Raw genomic sequence first — 16,205 nt, 5'->3', positions numbered from 1 at the left:
GAAACGCGAAACTTCAGCAGTGCGCCGTCACTTGACAGACGATACATCCGATGTATCGGTCCAGTCGGTGGGCAGATACCCGAGCCGCATCCGCTGCGGGTGGTCGCCCACGGTCACCCGGCCGGCCTCCTCGCCGGTCTCGTAGGAGATGGCTGAGACCTGGTCGGTGCCGCTCCAGGAGACGAAGCAGTGTTCGCCGTCGGCGCTCTGGGTCGCCCAGTAGGGCTTGGTCCCGGTGGTGACCAGCTCGCCGGCCCGCAGGGTGTCGCGGGGGACGACGGTGGCGTAGTCGGACATCGTGCCCGCGACGCAGATGGCGGTGCCCTCCGGGTTCATCGCGATGCCGTGGTGGGCCGAGTCCAGGAGGTACTCCTCGCGCGGCAGGTCCTCGACGGCCTCGGCGACCGGGAGTTCGGCGACCCGGGTGACCTGGTCCCGCTCCAGGTCGTACTCGACGATGCCGTGGAAGAACGAGACCTGGAGGTAGACGTAGCGCTCGTCGGGGGAGAGCGTCATCGGCCGCACGGACGAGCTCATGTCCGGGTAGCCGGCCTCGGCGAGTTTCGCCCGGATGTCGACGCGCCGCAGCACCTCGCCGGTCTCGCGGTCGGTGATCTGGAGGTACCGCTGCCCCTTGGTCCAGTCGAGCCAGGGCGCGTCGAGCGCCGTGTAGACGGTGCCGATGCTGGCGTTGATGATCCGTTCGCCGTCGCGCGTGTAGATGTTCTCGTGTGGCTGGTCGCCGGTGGTGAAGCTGCCGATCTCCTCGCCGGTGTTCACGTCGAGCCGGTGCACGGTGTTGGCGGTGGACGCGGAGACGGCGACCTCGGTGCCGTCGGGGGAGAGCGCCATGTGGTCCGAGCGCTGGCCGGCCACCGGGAACCGCCAGCGCAGTTCGCCGCTCTCGGTGTCGATGCCGACGACGTCGGCCAGGCTGGGCCGGGACACGATCAGGGTCCGGCCGTCCTGGGTGGTGTACATGTCGTCGACGAACTGGTCGTGTCCCTCGCCGATGAGGTGGCGGATGCTGATGAAGTAGGCCCAGCGGATGGGGTTCCAGCGGATCTCCGCCAGGCGCTCCTCCAGGTCGGGTACGACGTTGATCCGGCCGACGCGCGCCAACTCCGCGTCGGGGGTGACCACGTCCACGGTGCCGTCCCAGTTGTTCCCGACGAACAGCACCTGCCGGGTCTCGGCGGGGGCGGCCTGCGCCGCCGCGGGGGCGGTGAGGCCGGCGCCCAGCAGCCCGGCGGCCAGGGCGACGCGGAGGGCCGAGCGGAGGGCCGAGTGGAGGGCCGCGCCTCCCTTTCGGTTGGTCAGGTGGGGCCTCTTGGTCATGGCGAAGCTTCCCTTCACGTCGGTGTGACGGGCGGTCATGAGGGCATGTGCATGCTAAGTCAAAACATGAACGTGATACATATTCGTGAAATCGCGGGCGAGCACCACCGCGGATTTCGGCCAGAACGGCGCCCCGCCGCGCCGTCACCCGCCGCCGGCGGTGGGCGGCAGGGTCTGCTCGGTCCAGATCACCTTGCCGGTGCTCGTGTAGCGGGTGCCCCAGCTCGTCACCAGCTGCGCGACCAGGAACAGGCCGCGCCCGCCCTCGTCGCTGCCGGCCGCGCTCCGCAGATGCGGGGCGATGGTGCTGCCGTCGGCGACCTCGCAGATCAGCGCGCGGTTGCGCAGCAGGCGCAGCTGGATCGGCCCCGCGGCGTGCCGGATGGCGTTGCCCAGCAGCTCGCTGACGACCAGCTCGGTGGTGAAGGCCAGCTCCTCGAGGTGCCACTGCGCCAACTGCTCGGTCACCGCGGCCCGCATGCCCGCGCAGACCGACGGGTCGACCGTCAGGTCCCAACTGACGACGTGCCGCGCGTCGAGGGCGTTGGTGCGCGCGACGAGCAGCGCGATGTCGTCCTTGGGGCGCTCGGGCAGCAGCGCGTCCGTCACCGCCTGGCAGGTCTCCTCCGGCGTCCGCCCCGGGTGGGCCAGGGCCGCGCCCAGCCGGTCGAGCCCCGCGGTGATGTCGCGGTCGCGGTCCTCGACGAGGCCGTCGGTGTACAGCACGAGGCTGCTGCCCTCCGGGAGTTCGAGGTCCGCGGCTTCGAACGGCAGGCCGCCGAGGCCGAGCGGGGGTCCCGCCGGCAGCTGGGGGAACTCCACGGAGCCGTCGGGCCGGACGAGGGCCGGCAGCGGATGGCCGGCGCGGGCCAGCAGGCAGTGCCGGGAGACCGGGTCGTAGATCGCGTAGAGACAGGTGGCCCCGATGATCCCGTCCCCGCCGTTCGAGGCGGCCGCGTCCCGGTCGAGCCGCACCACCAGCTCGTCCAGATGCGCCAGCAGGTCGTCGGGCGGCAGGTCGAGCGCCGAGAAGTTCTGCACCGCCGTGCGCAGCCGGCCCATGGTGGCGGCCGCGCGCAGGCCGTGCCCCACCACGTCGCCGACGACCAGCGCGACCCGCGCGCTGGACAGCGGGATGACGTCGTACCAGTCCCCGCCCACCCCGGTGACCGCGGGCAGGTACCGGAACGCGGCGTCGACCGCGGTCTGCTCCGGCAGGTCGCGGGGCAGCAGGCTCTGCTGGAGGTCGAGGGCCCTGGCGTGCTCCCCGGTGAACCGGCGGCCGTTCTCGACGCAGGCGGCGAGGTGACTGGCCAGGTCGTGGGCGAGCGACTGGTCGTCGTCGTCGAACGGCGGGGTGTCGTCCGTCCGCCAGAAGCCGACCTGGCCGAGGACGACGCGGCCCACCCGCAGCGGCACCGTGAGCAGCGAGTGGACGCCGTGCTCCGGGTAGGGCGCGTGGCTGACGATCGCCCGCCCGTCGGCGCCGTCGCCGCCCCGCACCGCGGCTTCGAGCTCGACCCGCTCGCCGACCCGGGCCAGCGGGGTGTCCTCCCGGCCGCCGGCGCGCGCCACGCGCCGGGTCCGCCGGTCGGTGTCCCTCGGCTCGTCGCCGGCCAGCACGGACTCCAGCAGGTCCACGGTGACGACGTCGGCGAAACGCGGGACCGCCACCTGCGCCAGCTCCTGCGCGGTGCGGCGCATGTCGAGCGAGGTGCCGACCGCGACGCTCGCGTCGTACAGCAGCTTCAGCCGTTGGCGTGCCACGTCCGCCCGGTCGGCCAGCGCGCGCAGCTCCGTGGTGTCGCGCAGGGTGGCGACGGCGCCCATCGGGCGTCCGCGCCGCTCGGCCGGGCGCTGGTTGACGGCGAGCAGCCGGTCGCTCACCTCGACGACCTCGTCGTTGGCGACCCGCTGGGTGGCCAGCAGCTCGCCGACCTCTGGACCGAGGCCGACCTCGGTCACGTGCCGGCCCTGGGTGTCCTCGGCCAGGCCGAGCAGTCGCCGCGCCTCGTCGTTGACCAGCAGCAGCCGGCCGTCGTCGTCGGTGATGAGGATGCCCTCCCGGACGGAGTGCAGCACCGCGTCCTGGTGCTCGTACATGCGGGTGAGTTCGGCGGTGCCGAGGCCGTGGGTCTGCCGTCGCAGCCGCCTGGTCACCAGCGCCACGGCGCCGGCGCTCAGCAGCAGGGCCGCCCCGGTGATCCCGAGGATGAGGGGCATCCCGCGGTCGATGTCGTGGGTGGCGTTGGGAATGGTGACGCCGGTGTTGACGATGCCGATCACCCGGCCGGTGGAGTCCTCGACGGGCACCGCGGCGCGGATCGAGGCGGCGGAGATCGTCTGGCCCGGCACCTTGTCGGTGAATGCTCGGCCCTCGGTGGCGGGGGAGAGGGACTGTTCGACCTTCTTGCCGATCTCCCTGGGGTTCGGGTGGGTGAACCTGACGCCGTTCGGTGCGGTGATCACGACGTAGTCGACGTCGGCGTGCCGCCGGACGCTCTGGGCCAGCGGTTGCAGGGGCGTGGACGGATCGTCGGACTCCAGCGCGCGCCGCACCTCGGGGGTGTGGGCGAGCGCCTCGGAGACGGCGAGCGCCCGCCCCCTGGCCTGGTCCTCGCTGCTGCGGCGGGCCTGTGCCACCAGGGTCACCGCGCCGGCGATCACGAAGAACAGCATGATCGCCGTCACCAGGGCGAACACCTGTGCGGCGATGCTGCGCGGGGCCAGCGCGGAGAGTGCGCGCCGCCCGGCGGAGAACCGGTCGGTCCACCTCTCCGACCGGGACCATTTCATATCAATCTTGTATATAAAGACTGTTGGGGCCGCAACCGGCCGGCCGCCACCACCAGCCGCCGTCACCAGCCGCGGGGACGGGCGGCAGGGGTGGACGACGAGAACGGACGGTCAGGCGATCCGCCGGGCCAGCGCCGGATCCGGCGGGCCGGCCACCGCGGGGTGGAAGACGCCGGCCAGCGCCTCGACGCCGTCGACCAGGCGCGGACCAGGACGGGCGAAGGAGGCGTTGGCGTCCACCGCCCACAGCGGCACCCCTGGCGGCAGGCGGTCGGCCACCTGACCGGCCAGCCGGGCGGACTCGTCCAGCCCGAAGCCGCACGGCGCGCAGACGACCACGGCCGCCCCGGCGCCGGCCACCGCCTCCCAGTCGGTGCGGTGGGAACGCGCCCCGGAGGCGCCGAGCACGCACTGCCCGCCCGCCGCCTCGATCATGTCGGGAACCCAGTGCCCGGGCGCGAACGGCGGGTCGGTCCACTCCAGCACCAAGGCCGGCACCGGCTCCTCGGCGGCCACCCGCGCCCGCACGGCCGCCAGCCGGTCGGCCAACCGCGCCACCAGGCGCTGGGCCCGCTCCCCGGTGCCGGTGGCTCCGCCGATCAGCAGGATCGAGTCGAGCACCTCGGGAAGCGTGTGCGGGTCGACGGTGAGCACCTCGGCGGAGCAGGCGAGGTGGTCGAGCGCCTCCCGCACCGTCGAGACGTCCACCGCGCAGACCGCGCACAGGTCCTGAGTGACCACCAGATCGGCCGCGAGACCGGCCAGCGCGCCCCGGTCCAGGTGGTACAGATCCTCGCCGGCGGCCATCCGCTCGCTGACCAGCCGGTCGATCCCGACCGGCGAGAGGTCCTGGGGAAGCGCGCTGGTGGACACGATGCGCCGGCCGCGGGCCTCCGGCGGATGGTCGCACTCGAACGTCACGCCCACCACGTCGTCGCCCGCGCCGAGCGCGAACAGGATCTCGGTCGCCGAGGGGAGGAGGGAGACGATGCGCACCCCCCTACCGTAGGCCCTGCCCCGCCGCGCCGAGCGCGGCCGCCGTCGGGACGCGTTCCAGCACGCCGCCCGCGAACACGTCGTAGAGCGGCAGCGTCTCCAGGTGGACGTAGCCGATGTGACAGTCGCAGACCGCCAGTGGGCAGGGCCGCGGAGCGAGGGCCGCGCGGTAGGAGCCGTCGTAGAGGTTGCCGAGCTCGGCGCGGACGAAGTGGCAGCGGCGCACCGTGCCTTCGCCGTCGACCGAGACCACCGTCGAACCGGTGCGGCACGGGCGGCCCGCCGAGCGGTGCGGATCGCGGCTGAACGGGAACAACGGGTCCAACGCGGTCCACTCCGCAGCCTGTTCGTCTGAGTAGCGGTGCCCCTCCGCCGCGTTCACCCACAGGTAGACGTGCTCGGGCAGGTCGGCGCGGAGCCGGCGGGCCGGCGCCAGGTGCTCGGGCAGGCCGACCACGCCGACGCTGAAGCGGACGCCGAGCGTAGCGAGTCGGTGGGTCTTGTCGAGGAACCGCTCGTACGGCGTCTGCCCCGGGTGGAAGGTGCACCACAGCGCCAGCGTGTCCAGGTCGGCCTCCGCCAACCACTCGGTGCGGCAGCTGAGGTTCGTCTGGATCGCCACCCGGTCGACGTGCCGCTCGTGCGAGAGCTCCACCAGCGCCCGGCGGTACCAGGAGCGCGTCAGGCCCTCGCCCCAGGGGGTGAAGAGCAGCGAGAGCCGCTCCTCCGGACGGGCCCGCGCCCAGCCGGTGAACCGGTCGAGCGCCGCCCGGTCGGCGCGGAGCTGGGCCGCCGAGTCCCGCCGCTTGGCGAAGGGGCAGTAGGGGCAGTCGTAGTCGCAGGAGGCGAGCGGGCCCCGGTACAGGACGGTCAGATGCATGGCGGCCGCCGTCACCTCGGGTCGTAGGCGGCCATCGCCGCCCGCACGGTGGGGGAGAAGAACCCGGGCCCCACGGCGTCCGAGTGGGCGAGCCCCTCGGGCGAGAGCCGCAGCCACTCGGGCCCGGCCTCGGCCAGCCAGCCCCGGTCGGCCAGCGTCGCCAACTCGGCGGGGAAGTCCGCCTGCGGCGTGGCCCCGAACCGGTGCCGGTAGTCGGCCACCGCGAGCCCCCGCGCCTGGAGCAGCGACTGCAACAGGTGACGGCGCCTGGCCTCGTCCCTGTCGACCGCCCGGCCGTGGACCGCCCGGCCGAAGTCCTCGGTGGCGGTGTACGCGTCGATGATGCCGCGGATCTCCCGCATGCCCACCGCGTAGTCGAAGGAGTAGTGCAGCGACGACGTGTAGGAGCGGGCGCCACAGCCGAGCCCGATCATGCCGTCGGTCTGGCAGGCGTAGTCGTCGGGACCCTGCGCCGGCGCGTCGGCCCGGCGGAACATCCGCATCGACGCCTGCTGGTAGCCGCTCGCCAGCAGGTGGTCGCGGCCCTCCCGGTAGCGGCTCAGCCTGGCCTCGTCCCAGGCGCGGTCGGCGGCCGCCGGGTCGGCGTGCCGGCCGAGGCCGGTGAGCGGGCGGACGTAGAGCGGGTAGAGGTAGATCTCCTCGGGCCGCCAGGCGAGGGCCGCGTCCAGCGAGGACCGCCAACTCGCCGCCGTCTGCCCGTCGATGCCGTAGATCAGGTCGATGTTGAGGACCGGGATGCCGGCCTCCCTGACCCGGGCGAGCGCCGCCTCCACATCGGCTCGGCGCTGCGGGCGCACCGCCGAGCGCGCCTCCGCCTCGACGAAGGTCTGCACCCCCAGGCTCAGCCGGGTGGCGCCCCGCTCGGCGAGCACGGCGAGCCGGTCGGCCGTCGCCGTGGCCGGGGACGCCTCGACCGACAGCGGGATCGCCCGGAGGTCGACCCCCATCCGCCGCTCCGCGATGTCGCACAGCCGCGCCAACTCGGCGGCCTCCAGGAACGTCGGAGTGCCGCCGCCGAACGCCGCGTTGGCGAAGCGGACCGGCGCCTCGTCGCCCAACGCCTCGCGGACCGCGGCCGCCTGCCGGTCCAGCGCGTCGAGATAGCGGCCGGTCAGCCCCTCGGGCGCGCCGACCCGGGTGAACAGGTTGCAGAAGCCGCAGCGCACCTCGCAGAACGGTATGTGCGCGTAGAACGACAGGGCCTGCCGGGACTCCCCGGCCCAGACGTCGGCCAGCCGGGGCCGGTGCGTCAGCTCCCGGTAGGCGGTCTTGTGCGGATAGGCGTAGACGTAGTGCTGGTAGGGGCGGGGCAGGCGCGCCCCGGGGGGCGCGGCGGTGACGGTCATGCGGACGGCTCCAGGAAGAAGTGGCGGTAGGGGACGGTCCACACGGCCTCGTGGCCGAGGCGGTGCCCGGTGTACCCGTCGTCCCCGTAGGCGGTGCCGTGGTCGGAGCAGACGATGGCGAAGCAGCGGCGACGGGAGCTCATCGCGGCGAAGAGCCGCCCCACGTGCCGGTCGACGTACTCGAGCGCCGCCGCGTGCGAGGCCAGGCCGTCCCCGGCCTCCCGGCTGGCGCCCGGCAGGTGGAACCAGTTGGGCTGGTGCAGCGCGGAGACGTTGAGGAAGAGGAACAGCCGCCGCTCGGCGGGGAGTTCGGCGACGATCCGCTCGACGCGCGCCACCTGGGCCTCGAAGGAGGTCGGTGAGGCGACGGAGAACTCCGGCTCCCAGTGGCTCTCCAGGAACATGCCGGGCAGCACGCTGCCGAGCGCCCCCCGCTTGTCGAAGAAGCCGACGCCGCCGACGCACACCGTGTGGTAGCCGCGCTCGGCGAGGCCGGAGACCAGGTCGGGCGTGTCGAAGACGTAGGTGCGGCCGTCGGTGGTCTCGCTGCCGGCGAACCGGCCGGCGAAGAGCCGGGGATGCCGCCCGGGCCTGGCCGGGGTCGGCAGGAAGCCGGCGAACATGGCCTGGTGCGAGGCGAAGGTGAAGCTGCCTGGCGCGTGCCGCTTCTCCCACCCGCCGCCCGGCAGCCGGGCCGTCAGGTTGGGCAGCCGGCCGGCGGCGGCCGACGCGACGGCCACGTCGTAGCGCAGGGTGTCGAGGGTGAGCAGCAGCAGGTCGTCGCGGCCCACCACCTCGTTCATGTCCGGGATCGGGTCGGGGTGTCGGTCGGCGCGCGGGTCGGTGCTCATGCGGGGATCCTCGACGGGAGGCGGTGCGGGGAAGGAAGCGACGCGGGCGCCCAGTGGGCCGCGGCGGCGAGCTGCGCCGTGTAGCCGTCCAGGCCCTCGGCCACGCCGCCCGGCAGCCCGGTCAGGCCGGGCAGCAGGTCGCCGAAGGCGTTGACCTCGCCGACGGCGAACCCGCGCCAGCCGGTCGCCGGGAGCAGGTCGACCCCCACGCACAGCGTGCCGGGGAAGCAGCCGGCGGCCCGCTCGCAGACGTCGAGCGCGCTGGCCCAGCGGTCCCCGGCCACCGCCCGCACCGCCGCCAGGTCGCCGCGCGCCCCGCCCAGGTGGAGGTTGGTCAGCGGGTGGCGGCTGGTGCGCACCACGGCGTGCGTGGCCCGGCCGGCCACCACCAGCACCCGCAGGTCGGCCGACCGGCCCTGGAGGGTGGCCTTCGGCAGCCAGCGCTCGACGTGCAGCCCTTCGGGGGCCAGCGTGTCCACGATGCCGGCGATCACCCGCTCGTCCGTGAGCCGGCGCACCCGCAGCGAGTTGTGCAGCCGGCCGCCCGGCGCGACCTCGACCGACGTGGTGGCGGCGATCCGGCCGGCGGCGGCCTCGACGGCCAGGATCCCCGAGCCCGAGGAGCCATGGGCCGGCTTGACGAAGACGCGCGGCCCGGCGTGCTCCCGCATCGCGGCCCGCACGTCGTCCCAGCCGCGCAGCGGCGGCGCGCCGCCGCCCGAGGTCGGCGAGGGCGGCACCGGGATCCCCGCGGCGGCCAGCCGCGCGTGACACAGCCGCTTGTCGAACAGGGCGGCGAGATCGGCCGGATCGTCGAGCCGCACCCCGCCCCGCAGCGACCGGACCGCGCCCAGCAGGCGCGCGTACCAGGTGGCCGAGCCCTCCACCCGCGTCGGATCCTCGACGCCCCGCAGCAGGCGGTCCACCTCGCCGTTCTCGCCCGGCGAGTCGAGCCGGACGAACTCGTCGGCGGCGAAGTCGTGGCCGCCGTCGCGCAGCACGTCCCGCCACTCGACGACGCGCGGCTCCGCGACTCCGGCGGCGCGCGCCGCCGCGACGAAGAGCCGGACGCGCCGGTTCTCGCCGTTGCCGACCACCGCCCACCGCGGCGCGTCCTCCGGCACCGGGCTACTCACCCACCGACACGTAGCGCCAGACGTCGCCGTCCTCGTCCTCGTCCAGGTCGACGTCGTCGGGGTCGAGGTCGACCCGCACGCCCGCCGGCTCCAGCGCCTCCCGGAGGCGGCCGCGCATCGCCTCGCTCAGGTAGTTGTAGTGCATGTCGAGCACCCGGAGGTGGGTGAGAGGCTGGCCGGTGAGCAGCGCGCTCGCCCCGTCGTCGGTCAGCACCCCCATGGACACGTCGAGGACCTCGAGGCGGGCCACCACGGGGGCCGACGCGAGCCCGCGGCAGATGTCGTCCTGTATCTCGCTGTTGCGCAGCGCCAGGTGCTTCAGGGCGGGCAGTCGGGTGCCGGCCAGGATCGGGGCCACGTCGGCCAACTCGGAGTCGCCGCCGTAGTTCGCGGTGCCAAGCCACAGGTCCAGGTGGACGAGCGCGGGCAGGTCGCTCGCGGCCACCCCCCGAACCACCTGGGCCGGCATGCCACCCGTCTCGATCGTCAGCTTCCGCAGCCGCTCGTGGCGCACCGCCGGGAACACCAACTGGTTGCCGCCGCGCACCCCGAACTCCTCGAGCTCCGGCAAGGCGTTGAGCAGCGGGGCCACGTCGCCCTGGGTGATCCAGGAGATCTCCGACTCCTCCATCACGATGTCGCCGAGGAACACCGCGCGCAGCGCCGGCAGCCGGTCGCGGGCCGCCACCAGCGCCTCGATCACGGCCTCGGGACCGGTGTCGTACACGTTGCTCCAGGCGCCCACGATCAGCGCCCGCACCCGGCTCGTGTCGACGGCGGCGACGAAGCGGGCGAAGGCCTCCTCCCACTCCTCCGCGCTGTCGTAGGAGTCGACCCTGACGCACCAGGCCACGGACTCGGGAGCCGGCAGACCCGCCGCGTCCGCCGGGCCCTTCACGGCGTCCGGGAACTCGTACGCCCCCAGGCCGTGGAACTCTTCGAGGTGGCCGTTGATGGTCATGTGGCGCCCGCTCTCTCGTCGTCTTGATCGACCGTCACGGGAGTTGTACCAAGCCCCACTGACAACGCCGTTCGCGGGTCGTCGGGCGGGGCGACTGTCAGTGGCGGTGCCTACGGTTCCTGTCGTGGGGCGCACCGGGCGGCCCACGGGAGGGAGATCCATGTACCGGCAGGGAGACGTGCTGATCGCGCCGTTGGCCGAGGACGCCGTGCCCGCGACGGCCCGTGACGCGGCGTCGGAGCCGAGGGACGGGCGCGGCAGGCTCGTGCTCGCGCTCGGCGAGGTCACCGGGCACGCGCACGCCGTGGTCGGCCCTGGCCGGCTGATCCGCGAGGCCGGCGCGTTCGACTCGATGGTGCTGCACGTGCCGGACGGCGCCCGGGTCGTCCACGAGGAGCACGCCGCCATCACCCTGCCCAAGGGCTGGTACCGGGTCGTCAGGCAGCGCGAGTACGTGCCGGGTTCGGTGCGGATCGTCGCCGACTGAGGCGATCGAGCCGACCGAGGCGTCGGCGGCCACCACCGGCACACCCAGCGGGCACATCCAACGAACGAGGGAGAGCGACGACATGACGGAGCGGACGAGTTGGCGGGCGGTCGCGACGGCAACCGGCCCTGGCGACCGGGCGGCGGCCGAGGCGGGCGTCCGCCTCGCCTACCGGCGGGCCGGGCTGGCGGAGCCGGCGCGGATCGTCTGGGTCGAGTCGCCGCGGGCGGCGATCCGGCTGCTGTCCGAGGCGCCGGAGGCGACCGGGCCCAGTGTGCGCGGCGCGCTCCGCGACCGCCCGCTGGCCGCCGAACGCGACCGGTCGCACACGCGGTTGGGGCCCACGGGCTGGGGCGAGCACTGGCGCGCGACCGGCGCGGACCTGTGGGAGTCGACCGCCCCGCTCGTCGACCGGATCCGCGCCCGGATCGTCGAGGAGGCGGCGGCCGGCCGCGCCGACGAGCCCCGCGTCCGGCTGCTCCTGCTGGACGCCGTGCTCGGGCAGCACGAGGCCGCCTGGCTGAGCGCCCTGGACACCGGCCCCGAGTCGCCGCTCCACGGGCTGGCCGAGGTGGCGCGCACCTCGGGTTGGTGGTGGCCCTACGCGGAGGTCGCGGTGGTCAGCGAGCGGCCGACCGAGCTGCACAGGGACGAGGCCGGCCGCCTGGACCGGGGCGACGGGCCGGCGCTCGCCTACCCCGACGGGTTCGCCCTGTACGGCTGGCGCGGGCTGCCGGTCCCCGCCGAGTTCCTCGACCGGCTCGGCACGTTGACGCCGGCCGTCATCCGGGGGGAGGAGAACGCCGAGCTGCGGCGCGTGATGCTGGAGCACTACGGCTACGACCGCTATCTGCGGGAGTCGGACGCCGAACCGGTGCACCGCGACGAGACGGGCGTGCTCTGGCGGATACCGCTGGTCGGCGACGAGGACGTGGTGATGGTCGAGGTCGTCAACTCGACCCCGGAACCCGACGGTACGAGCCGCACGTACTGGCTCCGGGTGCCTCCCACGACGAGCACGGCGCGCGAAGGGGTGGCGTGGACGTTCGGGTTGAGCGAGGAGGCGTACGCCCCGTTGCGGCAGACCTGAGAGTTTCACAGTGAACGCTGCGCACCGGAGTTCCGAGTGATTCAACGCCCGTAGATTTGTGAATTACTATCCCATGGTCATACCTTTTCGCTCTTCTTGACATGTGCAGATATGCCATTCCTAATGGAGGAGGAATTCGACCCTTCGGAAAGAAGAAGGCACGCGATGCACACCGAAGCGGAAATCGCCGAAAGCGGCGAGGAAACGCCCGCCAACTTCTTCAACCTGACCACCTCTCTCCTCGACGCACAGGCCATGGCGACCGGACTCGAACTCGGCCTGTTCACCCTGCTGCATTCGGGGCCGGCCGACAGCGAGACCATCCGCACCGAGCTCGGCCTCCAGCCGCGCGGGGTGCGGGACTGGTTGAACCTGCTCGTCATCAACGGGCTGCTCGAACGAACGGGCGAGCAGTACCGCAACAGCCCGGCGGCCGACCGCTACCTGGTCCGCCACACCGCGACATACACGGGGGACCTGCTGCAACGTCGGCTGTTCCCAGCCCTGTTCGGATTCACCACGTCGCTCCGCACCGGCGCCCCGCACGACGGGTCGCACTTCATGGAGGCGGTCGCGGGCCTCGACGTGACCCGGCAGTTCGCCAGCCAGATGGACCACATGACGGAGCCGCTGGCCCCGCACCTCATCACGACCTTCGGCGAGTGGGGGCGCTACCGGTCCGTGCTCGACCTGGCCGGTTGCCGGGGGAACATGGTCTCCCACCTCGTCGCGGCCCATCCGAACCTGACGGGCCACGTCCTCGACCTGCCGATCATGGCCCGCCTCTTCGAGGAGAAGGCGGCCGAGCGCGGCGTGAGCGACCGGATGACGTTCCACCCGGGGGACTTCTTCACCGAACCGTTCCCGCCGGCGGACGTCGTCATGATCGGCCACGCGGTGATCGACTGGTCGCGTGAGCAGCGGGAGTTCCTCATCAGGAAGGCGTTCGACAGCGTCAACCCCGGCGGGGCGCTGCTGATCTACGACCGCTTGGTCAGCGGCCTGGCTGACCCGGCGGAGAGCGTGAACCTGAAGATCAGCCTCACCATGCTCGTGCTCACCAGGGGCGGAACCTCGTGCAGCTACGAGGAACTGCGCGACCACGCCACGGCCGCCGGCTTCTCGTCCGTGACGAGCCGCCGGCTCGGCCCGTTCGACACCCTGGTCGTCTGCCGCAAGGCGCCCGCGACCTAGGGCCCGGGCGGCGGCGGACAGCGGTACAGGCCGGCCCCGCCAGGGGGCCGGCCTGCACGGCGTCGATCAGACCAGGTCGAACCGGTCCAGGTTCATCACCTTGTCCCAGGCAGCGACGAAGTCGCCCACGAACTTCTCCTTCGCGTCATCGCTCGCGTAGACCTCGGCGAGCGCGCGCAGCTCGGAGTTCGACCCGAAGAGGAGGTCGATCCGGCTGCCGGTCCAGCGGACCTCGCCGGTGGCCTCGTCCCGCGCCTCGAACGTGTTCGCGTCCCCGGCGGTGGGCCGCCACGTCGTGCCCAGGTCGAGCAGGTTGACGAAGAAGTCGTTGGTCAGCACGCCGGGGGTGGCGGTCAGGACGCCGACCGAGGACTGCTGGTGGTTGGCGCCCAGCACCCGCAGGCCGCCCACCAGCACCGTCAGCTCGGGAGCGCTCAGCGTCAGCAGGTTCGCCCGGTCGACGAGCAGGAACTCGGCCGGCAGCCGGTTGCCCTTGCCCAGGTAGTTGCGGAACCCGTCGGCGGTCGGCTCGAGCGCGGCGAAGGACTCGGCGTCGGTCTCCTCCTGCGACGCGTCCGCGCGGCCCGGGGTGAACGGCACCTCGACGGTGACGCCCGCCTCGGCGGCGGCCCGCTCGACGGCGGCGCCGCCGGCCAGCACGATCAGGTCGGCGAGCGAGATCCGCTTGTCGCCGGGCTGGGCGGCGTTGAAGGTCGCCTGGACGCCCTCCAGCGCGCTCAGCACCGTGGCCAGCTGGTCGGGGTCGTTGACCTCCCAGCCGCGCTGCGGCTCCAGGCGGACGCGGGCGCCGTTCGCGCCGCCGCGCCGGTCGCTGCCCCGGAAGGACGAGGCGGAGGCCCACGCGGTGGACACCAGCTGGGAGACCGAGAGGCCGGTGGCGAGGACCTGCTCCTTGAGGGAGGCGACGTCCTCGGCGTCGACGAGCTCGTGGGTCACCGCGGGCAGCGGGTCCTGCCACAGCAGCGCCTCGGTCGGCACCTCGGGGCCGAGGTAGCGCACGACCGGGCCCATGTCGCGGTGGGTCAGCTTGAACCAGGCGCGCGCGAAGGCGTCCGCGAACTCCGCCGGGTTCTCCAGGAAGCGCCGCGAGATCGGCTCGTAGACCGGGTCGAAGCGGAGCGCGAGGTCGGTCGTCAGCATGGTCGGGGCGTGGCTGCGCGACGCGTCGTGGGCGTCCGGCACGGTGCCCGCGCCCGCGCCCTCCTTCGGCCGCCACTGCTGGGCGCCCGCCGGGCTCACGAAGAGCTCCCAGTCGTAGGCGAACAGCGTCTCGAAGAAGCTGTTGTCCCAGGCGATCGGGGTGGGCGTCCAGATGCCCTCGAGACCGCTGGTGATCGTGTCGCCGCCCTTGCCGCTGCCGAACGTGTTCCGCCAGCCCAGGCCCTGCTCCTCGATCGGGGCGCCCTCGGGGGCGGCGCCGACGTTCTCCGCCGGGCCGGCGCCGTGGGTCTTGCCGAAGGTGTGGCCGCCCGCGACCAGCGCGACCGTCTCCTCGTCGTTCATCGCCATCCGGCGGAAGGTCTCCCGGATGTCGCGCGCCGCGGCGATCGGGTCCGGGTTGCCGTTCGGGCCCTCCGGGTTGACGTAGATGAGACCCATCTGCACCGCGCCGAGCGGGCTCTCCAGCTCGCGGTCGCCTGTGTAGCGCTCGTCGCCGAGCCAGGTGGTCTCGGGGCCCCAGTAGACATCCTCCTCGGCCTCCCAGACGTCCTCGCGGCCGCCGCCGAAGCCGAAGGTCGTAAAGCCCATCGACTCCAGGGCCACGTTGCCGGTGAGGACCATGAGGTCGGCCCAGGAGAGGCTCTGGCCGTACTTCTTCTTGACCGGCCACAGCAGGCGGCGGGCCTTGTCGAGGTTGCCGTTGTCCGGCCAGCTGTTGAGCGGCGCGAACCGCTGCTGACCGGCGCCGGCGCCGCCGCGACCGTCGCTTATCCGGTAGGTGCCGGCGCTGTGCCACGCCATGCGGATCATGAACGGCCCGTAGTGGCCGAAGTCCGCCGGCCACCACTCCTGCGAGGTGGTCAGCACCTCGGCGATGTCCCGCTTCACCGCCGGCAGGTCCAGGCCCTTGAACGCCTCGGCATAGTCGAACTCCTCGCCGAGGGGGTTGGCCACGGCCGGGTTCTTGGCGAGGATCTTCAGGTTGAGCCGCTCCGGCCACCACTGGCGGTTACCGCCGCCCTGGGTCGGATGCGGAGCGCGACCATGCGCGACGGGGCAACCGCCCGCGCCCTCCGTCCTCGCGTCTACGGCGTTGGCGTCATGGTTCTCGGACATGGCTTTCCTTCCGGCGAAGGCGGATCATAGTGCCCGGCAACTGCGGGCGATGGAACGGGAATGCGAAAGGCTCGGAGCGTGCGAAGGGCATGCGGACTCGCGCGGTCGCACACCCCGGGGGCGATCGTCGCCCACGCCGAGGAGAGCTACTTGAGTCGTCCTGTCCCTTGGCTATCACCAGAACAGATCCTACGATAGACAGAGTCCAAGTCAAGATGGGTGCCAAGGCCGTATCCCATCGGAGCCGGGCCGTCCACGGGTGAACTCCTGGCGTCCCGCCGAACCTGAACAGGTGAACAGACATGAGCGACCTGCTGGCACGACTGCGAGGGCGTGGCTGGCGAATGACCTCCCAGCGGCGGGTCGTTGCGGAGGTCCTCGACGGCGAGCACGTGCACCTCACGGCCGACGAGGTGCACGCCCGCGCGGCGCGGCGGCTGCCCGAGATATCCCGGGCGACCGTCTACAACACCCTGGGGGAGCTGGTCACGCTCGGCGAGGTGATAGAGGTCTCGACCGACGGCCGCGCCAAGCGCTACGACCCCAACGCGCACCGGCCGCACCAGCACCTGGTGTGCTCGAACTGCGGCACCATCCGCGATGTCCACCCCACGGGCGACCCGCTCACCGACCTCCCCGTGGAGGAACGATTCGGCTTCGCGGTCTCCGAAGTCGAGGTCACCTACCGGGGGTTGTGTCCCTCCTGCGCCTAGGTGTATTGCCCTGTGAGGTTGGGGACGCGGCTGGCGGGTGGTTGGCCTGCGAGTGCGGTGTGTCCGCGGTGGTGATTGTAGGTGTGGAGCCAGTTGGG

At 73.0% G+C, this 16,205-nt stretch carries 13 protein-coding genes and 1 pseudogene; 4 read left to right on the top strand and 10 right to left on the bottom strand.

The genetic code is table 11. The annotated features are described in order from the left end of the window. Positions 1–27 precede the first annotated feature (27 nt). From ACYVPE_RS06535 to ACYVPE_RS06500, 8 genes are all read right to left on the bottom strand, one after another. The gene (locus tag ACYVPE_RS06535) at positions 28–1,338 is read right to left on the bottom strand and encodes a YncE family protein (protein WP_461032446.1); all 1,311 of its coding nucleotides are present in this window, start codon (positions 1,336–1,338) and stop codon (positions 28–30) included. Positions 1,339–1,482: 144 nt separating this feature from the next. Further along, the gene (locus ACYVPE_RS06530) at positions 1,483–4,134 is read right to left on the bottom strand and encodes a SpoIIE family protein phosphatase (protein WP_461032445.1); all 2,652 of its coding nucleotides are present in this window, start codon (positions 4,132–4,134) and stop codon (positions 1,483–1,485) included. Between the two features lie 111 nt (positions 4,135–4,245). Continuing rightward, the gene (locus ACYVPE_RS06525) at positions 4,246–5,130 is read right to left on the bottom strand and encodes an ABC transporter substrate-binding protein (RefSeq protein ID WP_461032444.1); all 885 of its coding nucleotides are present in this window, start codon (positions 5,128–5,130) and stop codon (positions 4,246–4,248) included. Positions 5,131–5,134: 4 nt separating this feature from the next. Continuing rightward, positions 5,135–6,010, bottom strand: a complete 876-nt coding sequence (locus tag ACYVPE_RS06520) for an STM4011 family radical SAM protein (RefSeq protein WP_461032443.1) — start codon at positions 6,008–6,010, stop codon at positions 5,135–5,137. Positions 6,011–6,021: 11 nt separating this feature from the next. Then, complete coding sequence (locus tag ACYVPE_RS06515; protein ID WP_461032442.1) at positions 6,022–7,377, bottom strand: STM4012 family radical SAM protein; 1,356 nt, start codon at positions 7,375–7,377, stop codon at positions 6,022–6,024. Beyond that, positions 7,374–8,180 carry an STM4013/SEN3800 family hydrolase gene (locus ACYVPE_RS06510; protein ID WP_461032529.1) on the bottom strand — a complete coding sequence of 269 codons (807 nt, stop codon included), beginning with the start codon at positions 8,178–8,180 and terminating at the stop codon, positions 7,374–7,376. Before ACYVPE_RS06510 ends, ACYVPE_RS06515 begins: the two co-directional genes overlap by 4 nt. A gap of 44 nt (positions 8,181–8,224) precedes the next feature. Next, entirely contained in the window at positions 8,225–9,364 is a 1,140-nt protein-coding gene (locus tag ACYVPE_RS06505) for an STM4014 family protein (RefSeq protein ID WP_461032441.1), read from the bottom strand. Beyond that, positions 9,357–10,325 (bottom strand): STM4015 family protein, encoded by a 969-nt coding sequence (locus tag ACYVPE_RS06500; RefSeq protein ID WP_461032440.1) that lies wholly within the window; start codon positions 10,323–10,325, stop codon positions 9,357–9,359. The genes ACYVPE_RS06505 and ACYVPE_RS06500 overlap by 8 nt, the downstream gene beginning before the upstream one ends. A 160-nt stretch (positions 10,326–10,485) precedes the next feature. On the opposite strand from ACYVPE_RS06500, the gene ACYVPE_RS06495 reads away from it, so the two are divergent. From ACYVPE_RS06495 to ACYVPE_RS06485, 3 genes are all read left to right on the top strand, one after another. Continuing rightward, positions 10,486–10,812 carry a hypothetical protein gene (locus ACYVPE_RS06495; RefSeq protein ID WP_461032439.1) on the top strand — a complete coding sequence of 109 codons (327 nt, stop codon included), beginning with the start codon at positions 10,486–10,488 and terminating at the stop codon, positions 10,810–10,812. 82 nt (positions 10,813–10,894) lie between these two features. Then, positions 10,895–11,902 carry a DUF6745 domain-containing protein gene (locus tag ACYVPE_RS06490; RefSeq protein WP_461032438.1) on the top strand — a complete coding sequence of 336 codons (1,008 nt, stop codon included), beginning with the start codon at positions 10,895–10,897 and terminating at the stop codon, positions 11,900–11,902. 165 nt (positions 11,903–12,067) lie between these two features. Continuing rightward, a complete protein-coding gene (locus tag ACYVPE_RS06485; RefSeq protein WP_461032437.1) occupies positions 12,068–13,096 on the top strand; it encodes a methyltransferase in 1,029 nt (342 codons plus the stop codon). Between the two features lie 66 nt (positions 13,097–13,162). Here the strand turns inward: ACYVPE_RS06485 and katG are convergent, their stop codons facing one another. Continuing rightward, positions 13,163–15,394, bottom strand: coding sequence for a catalase/peroxidase HPI (gene katG / locus ACYVPE_RS06480; RefSeq protein ID WP_461032436.1), 2,232 nt, complete (start codon positions 15,392–15,394; stop codon positions 13,163–13,165). A 302-nt stretch (positions 15,395–15,696) separates the two neighbouring features. On the opposite strand from katG, the gene ACYVPE_RS06475 reads away from it, so the two are divergent. Next, positions 15,697–16,107 carry a Fur family transcriptional regulator gene (locus ACYVPE_RS06475; RefSeq protein ID WP_461032435.1) on the top strand — a complete coding sequence of 137 codons (411 nt, stop codon included), beginning with the start codon at positions 15,697–15,699 and terminating at the stop codon, positions 16,105–16,107. Here the strand turns inward: ACYVPE_RS06475 and ACYVPE_RS06470 are convergent. Then, a pseudogene (locus tag ACYVPE_RS06470) lies at positions 16,104–16,205 on the bottom strand (IS481 family transposase); the annotation flags it as partial. The gene ACYVPE_RS06475 and the pseudogene ACYVPE_RS06470 overlap by 4 nt on opposite strands.

The sequence above is a fragment of the Streptomyces mayteni genome, assembly GCF_054783955.1.
Note: the sequence above shows the minus strand (reverse complement) of the source record. Positions and strands in the feature narration are given on the sequence as shown.

What these genes read in the sequence shown, in the direction of transcription:
- ACYVPE_RS06500 (WP_461032440.1), bottom strand. Translation starts at nt 10,325, where the DNA reads ATGACCATCAACGGCCACCTCGAAGAGTTCCACGGCCTGGGGGCGTAC.
- ACYVPE_RS06485 (WP_461032437.1), top strand. Translation starts at nt 12,068, where the DNA reads ATGCACACCGAAGCGGAAATCGCCGAAAGCGGCGAGGAAACGCCCGCC.
- ACYVPE_RS06475 (WP_461032435.1), top strand. Translation starts at nt 15,697, where the DNA reads ATGAGCGACCTGCTGGCACGACTGCGAGGGCGTGGCTGGCGAATGACC.
- katG (WP_461032436.1), bottom strand. Translation starts at nt 15,394, where the DNA reads ATGTCCGAGAACCATGACGCCAACGCCGTAGACGCGAGGACGGAGGGC.
- ACYVPE_RS06520 (WP_461032443.1), bottom strand. Translation starts at nt 6,010, where the DNA reads ATGCATCTGACCGTCCTGTACCGGGGCCCGCTCGCCTCCTGCGACTAC.
- ACYVPE_RS06510 (WP_461032529.1), bottom strand. Translation starts at nt 8,180, where the DNA reads ATGAACGAGGTGGTGGGCCGCGACGACCTGCTGCTGCTCACCCTCGAC.
- ACYVPE_RS06535 (WP_461032446.1), bottom strand. Translation starts at nt 1,338, where the DNA reads ATGACCAAGAGGCCCCACCTGACCAACCGAAAGGGAGGCGCGGCCCTC.
- ACYVPE_RS06495 (WP_461032439.1), top strand. Translation starts at nt 10,486, where the DNA reads ATGTACCGGCAGGGAGACGTGCTGATCGCGCCGTTGGCCGAGGACGCC.
- ACYVPE_RS06490 (WP_461032438.1), top strand. Translation starts at nt 10,895, where the DNA reads ATGACGGAGCGGACGAGTTGGCGGGCGGTCGCGACGGCAACCGGCCCT.
- ACYVPE_RS06530 (WP_461032445.1), bottom strand. Translation starts at nt 4,134, where the DNA reads ATGAAATGGTCCCGGTCGGAGAGGTGGACCGACCGGTTCTCCGCCGGG.
- ACYVPE_RS06515 (WP_461032442.1), bottom strand. Translation starts at nt 7,377, where the DNA reads ATGACCGTCACCGCCGCGCCCCCCGGGGCGCGCCTGCCCCGCCCCTAC.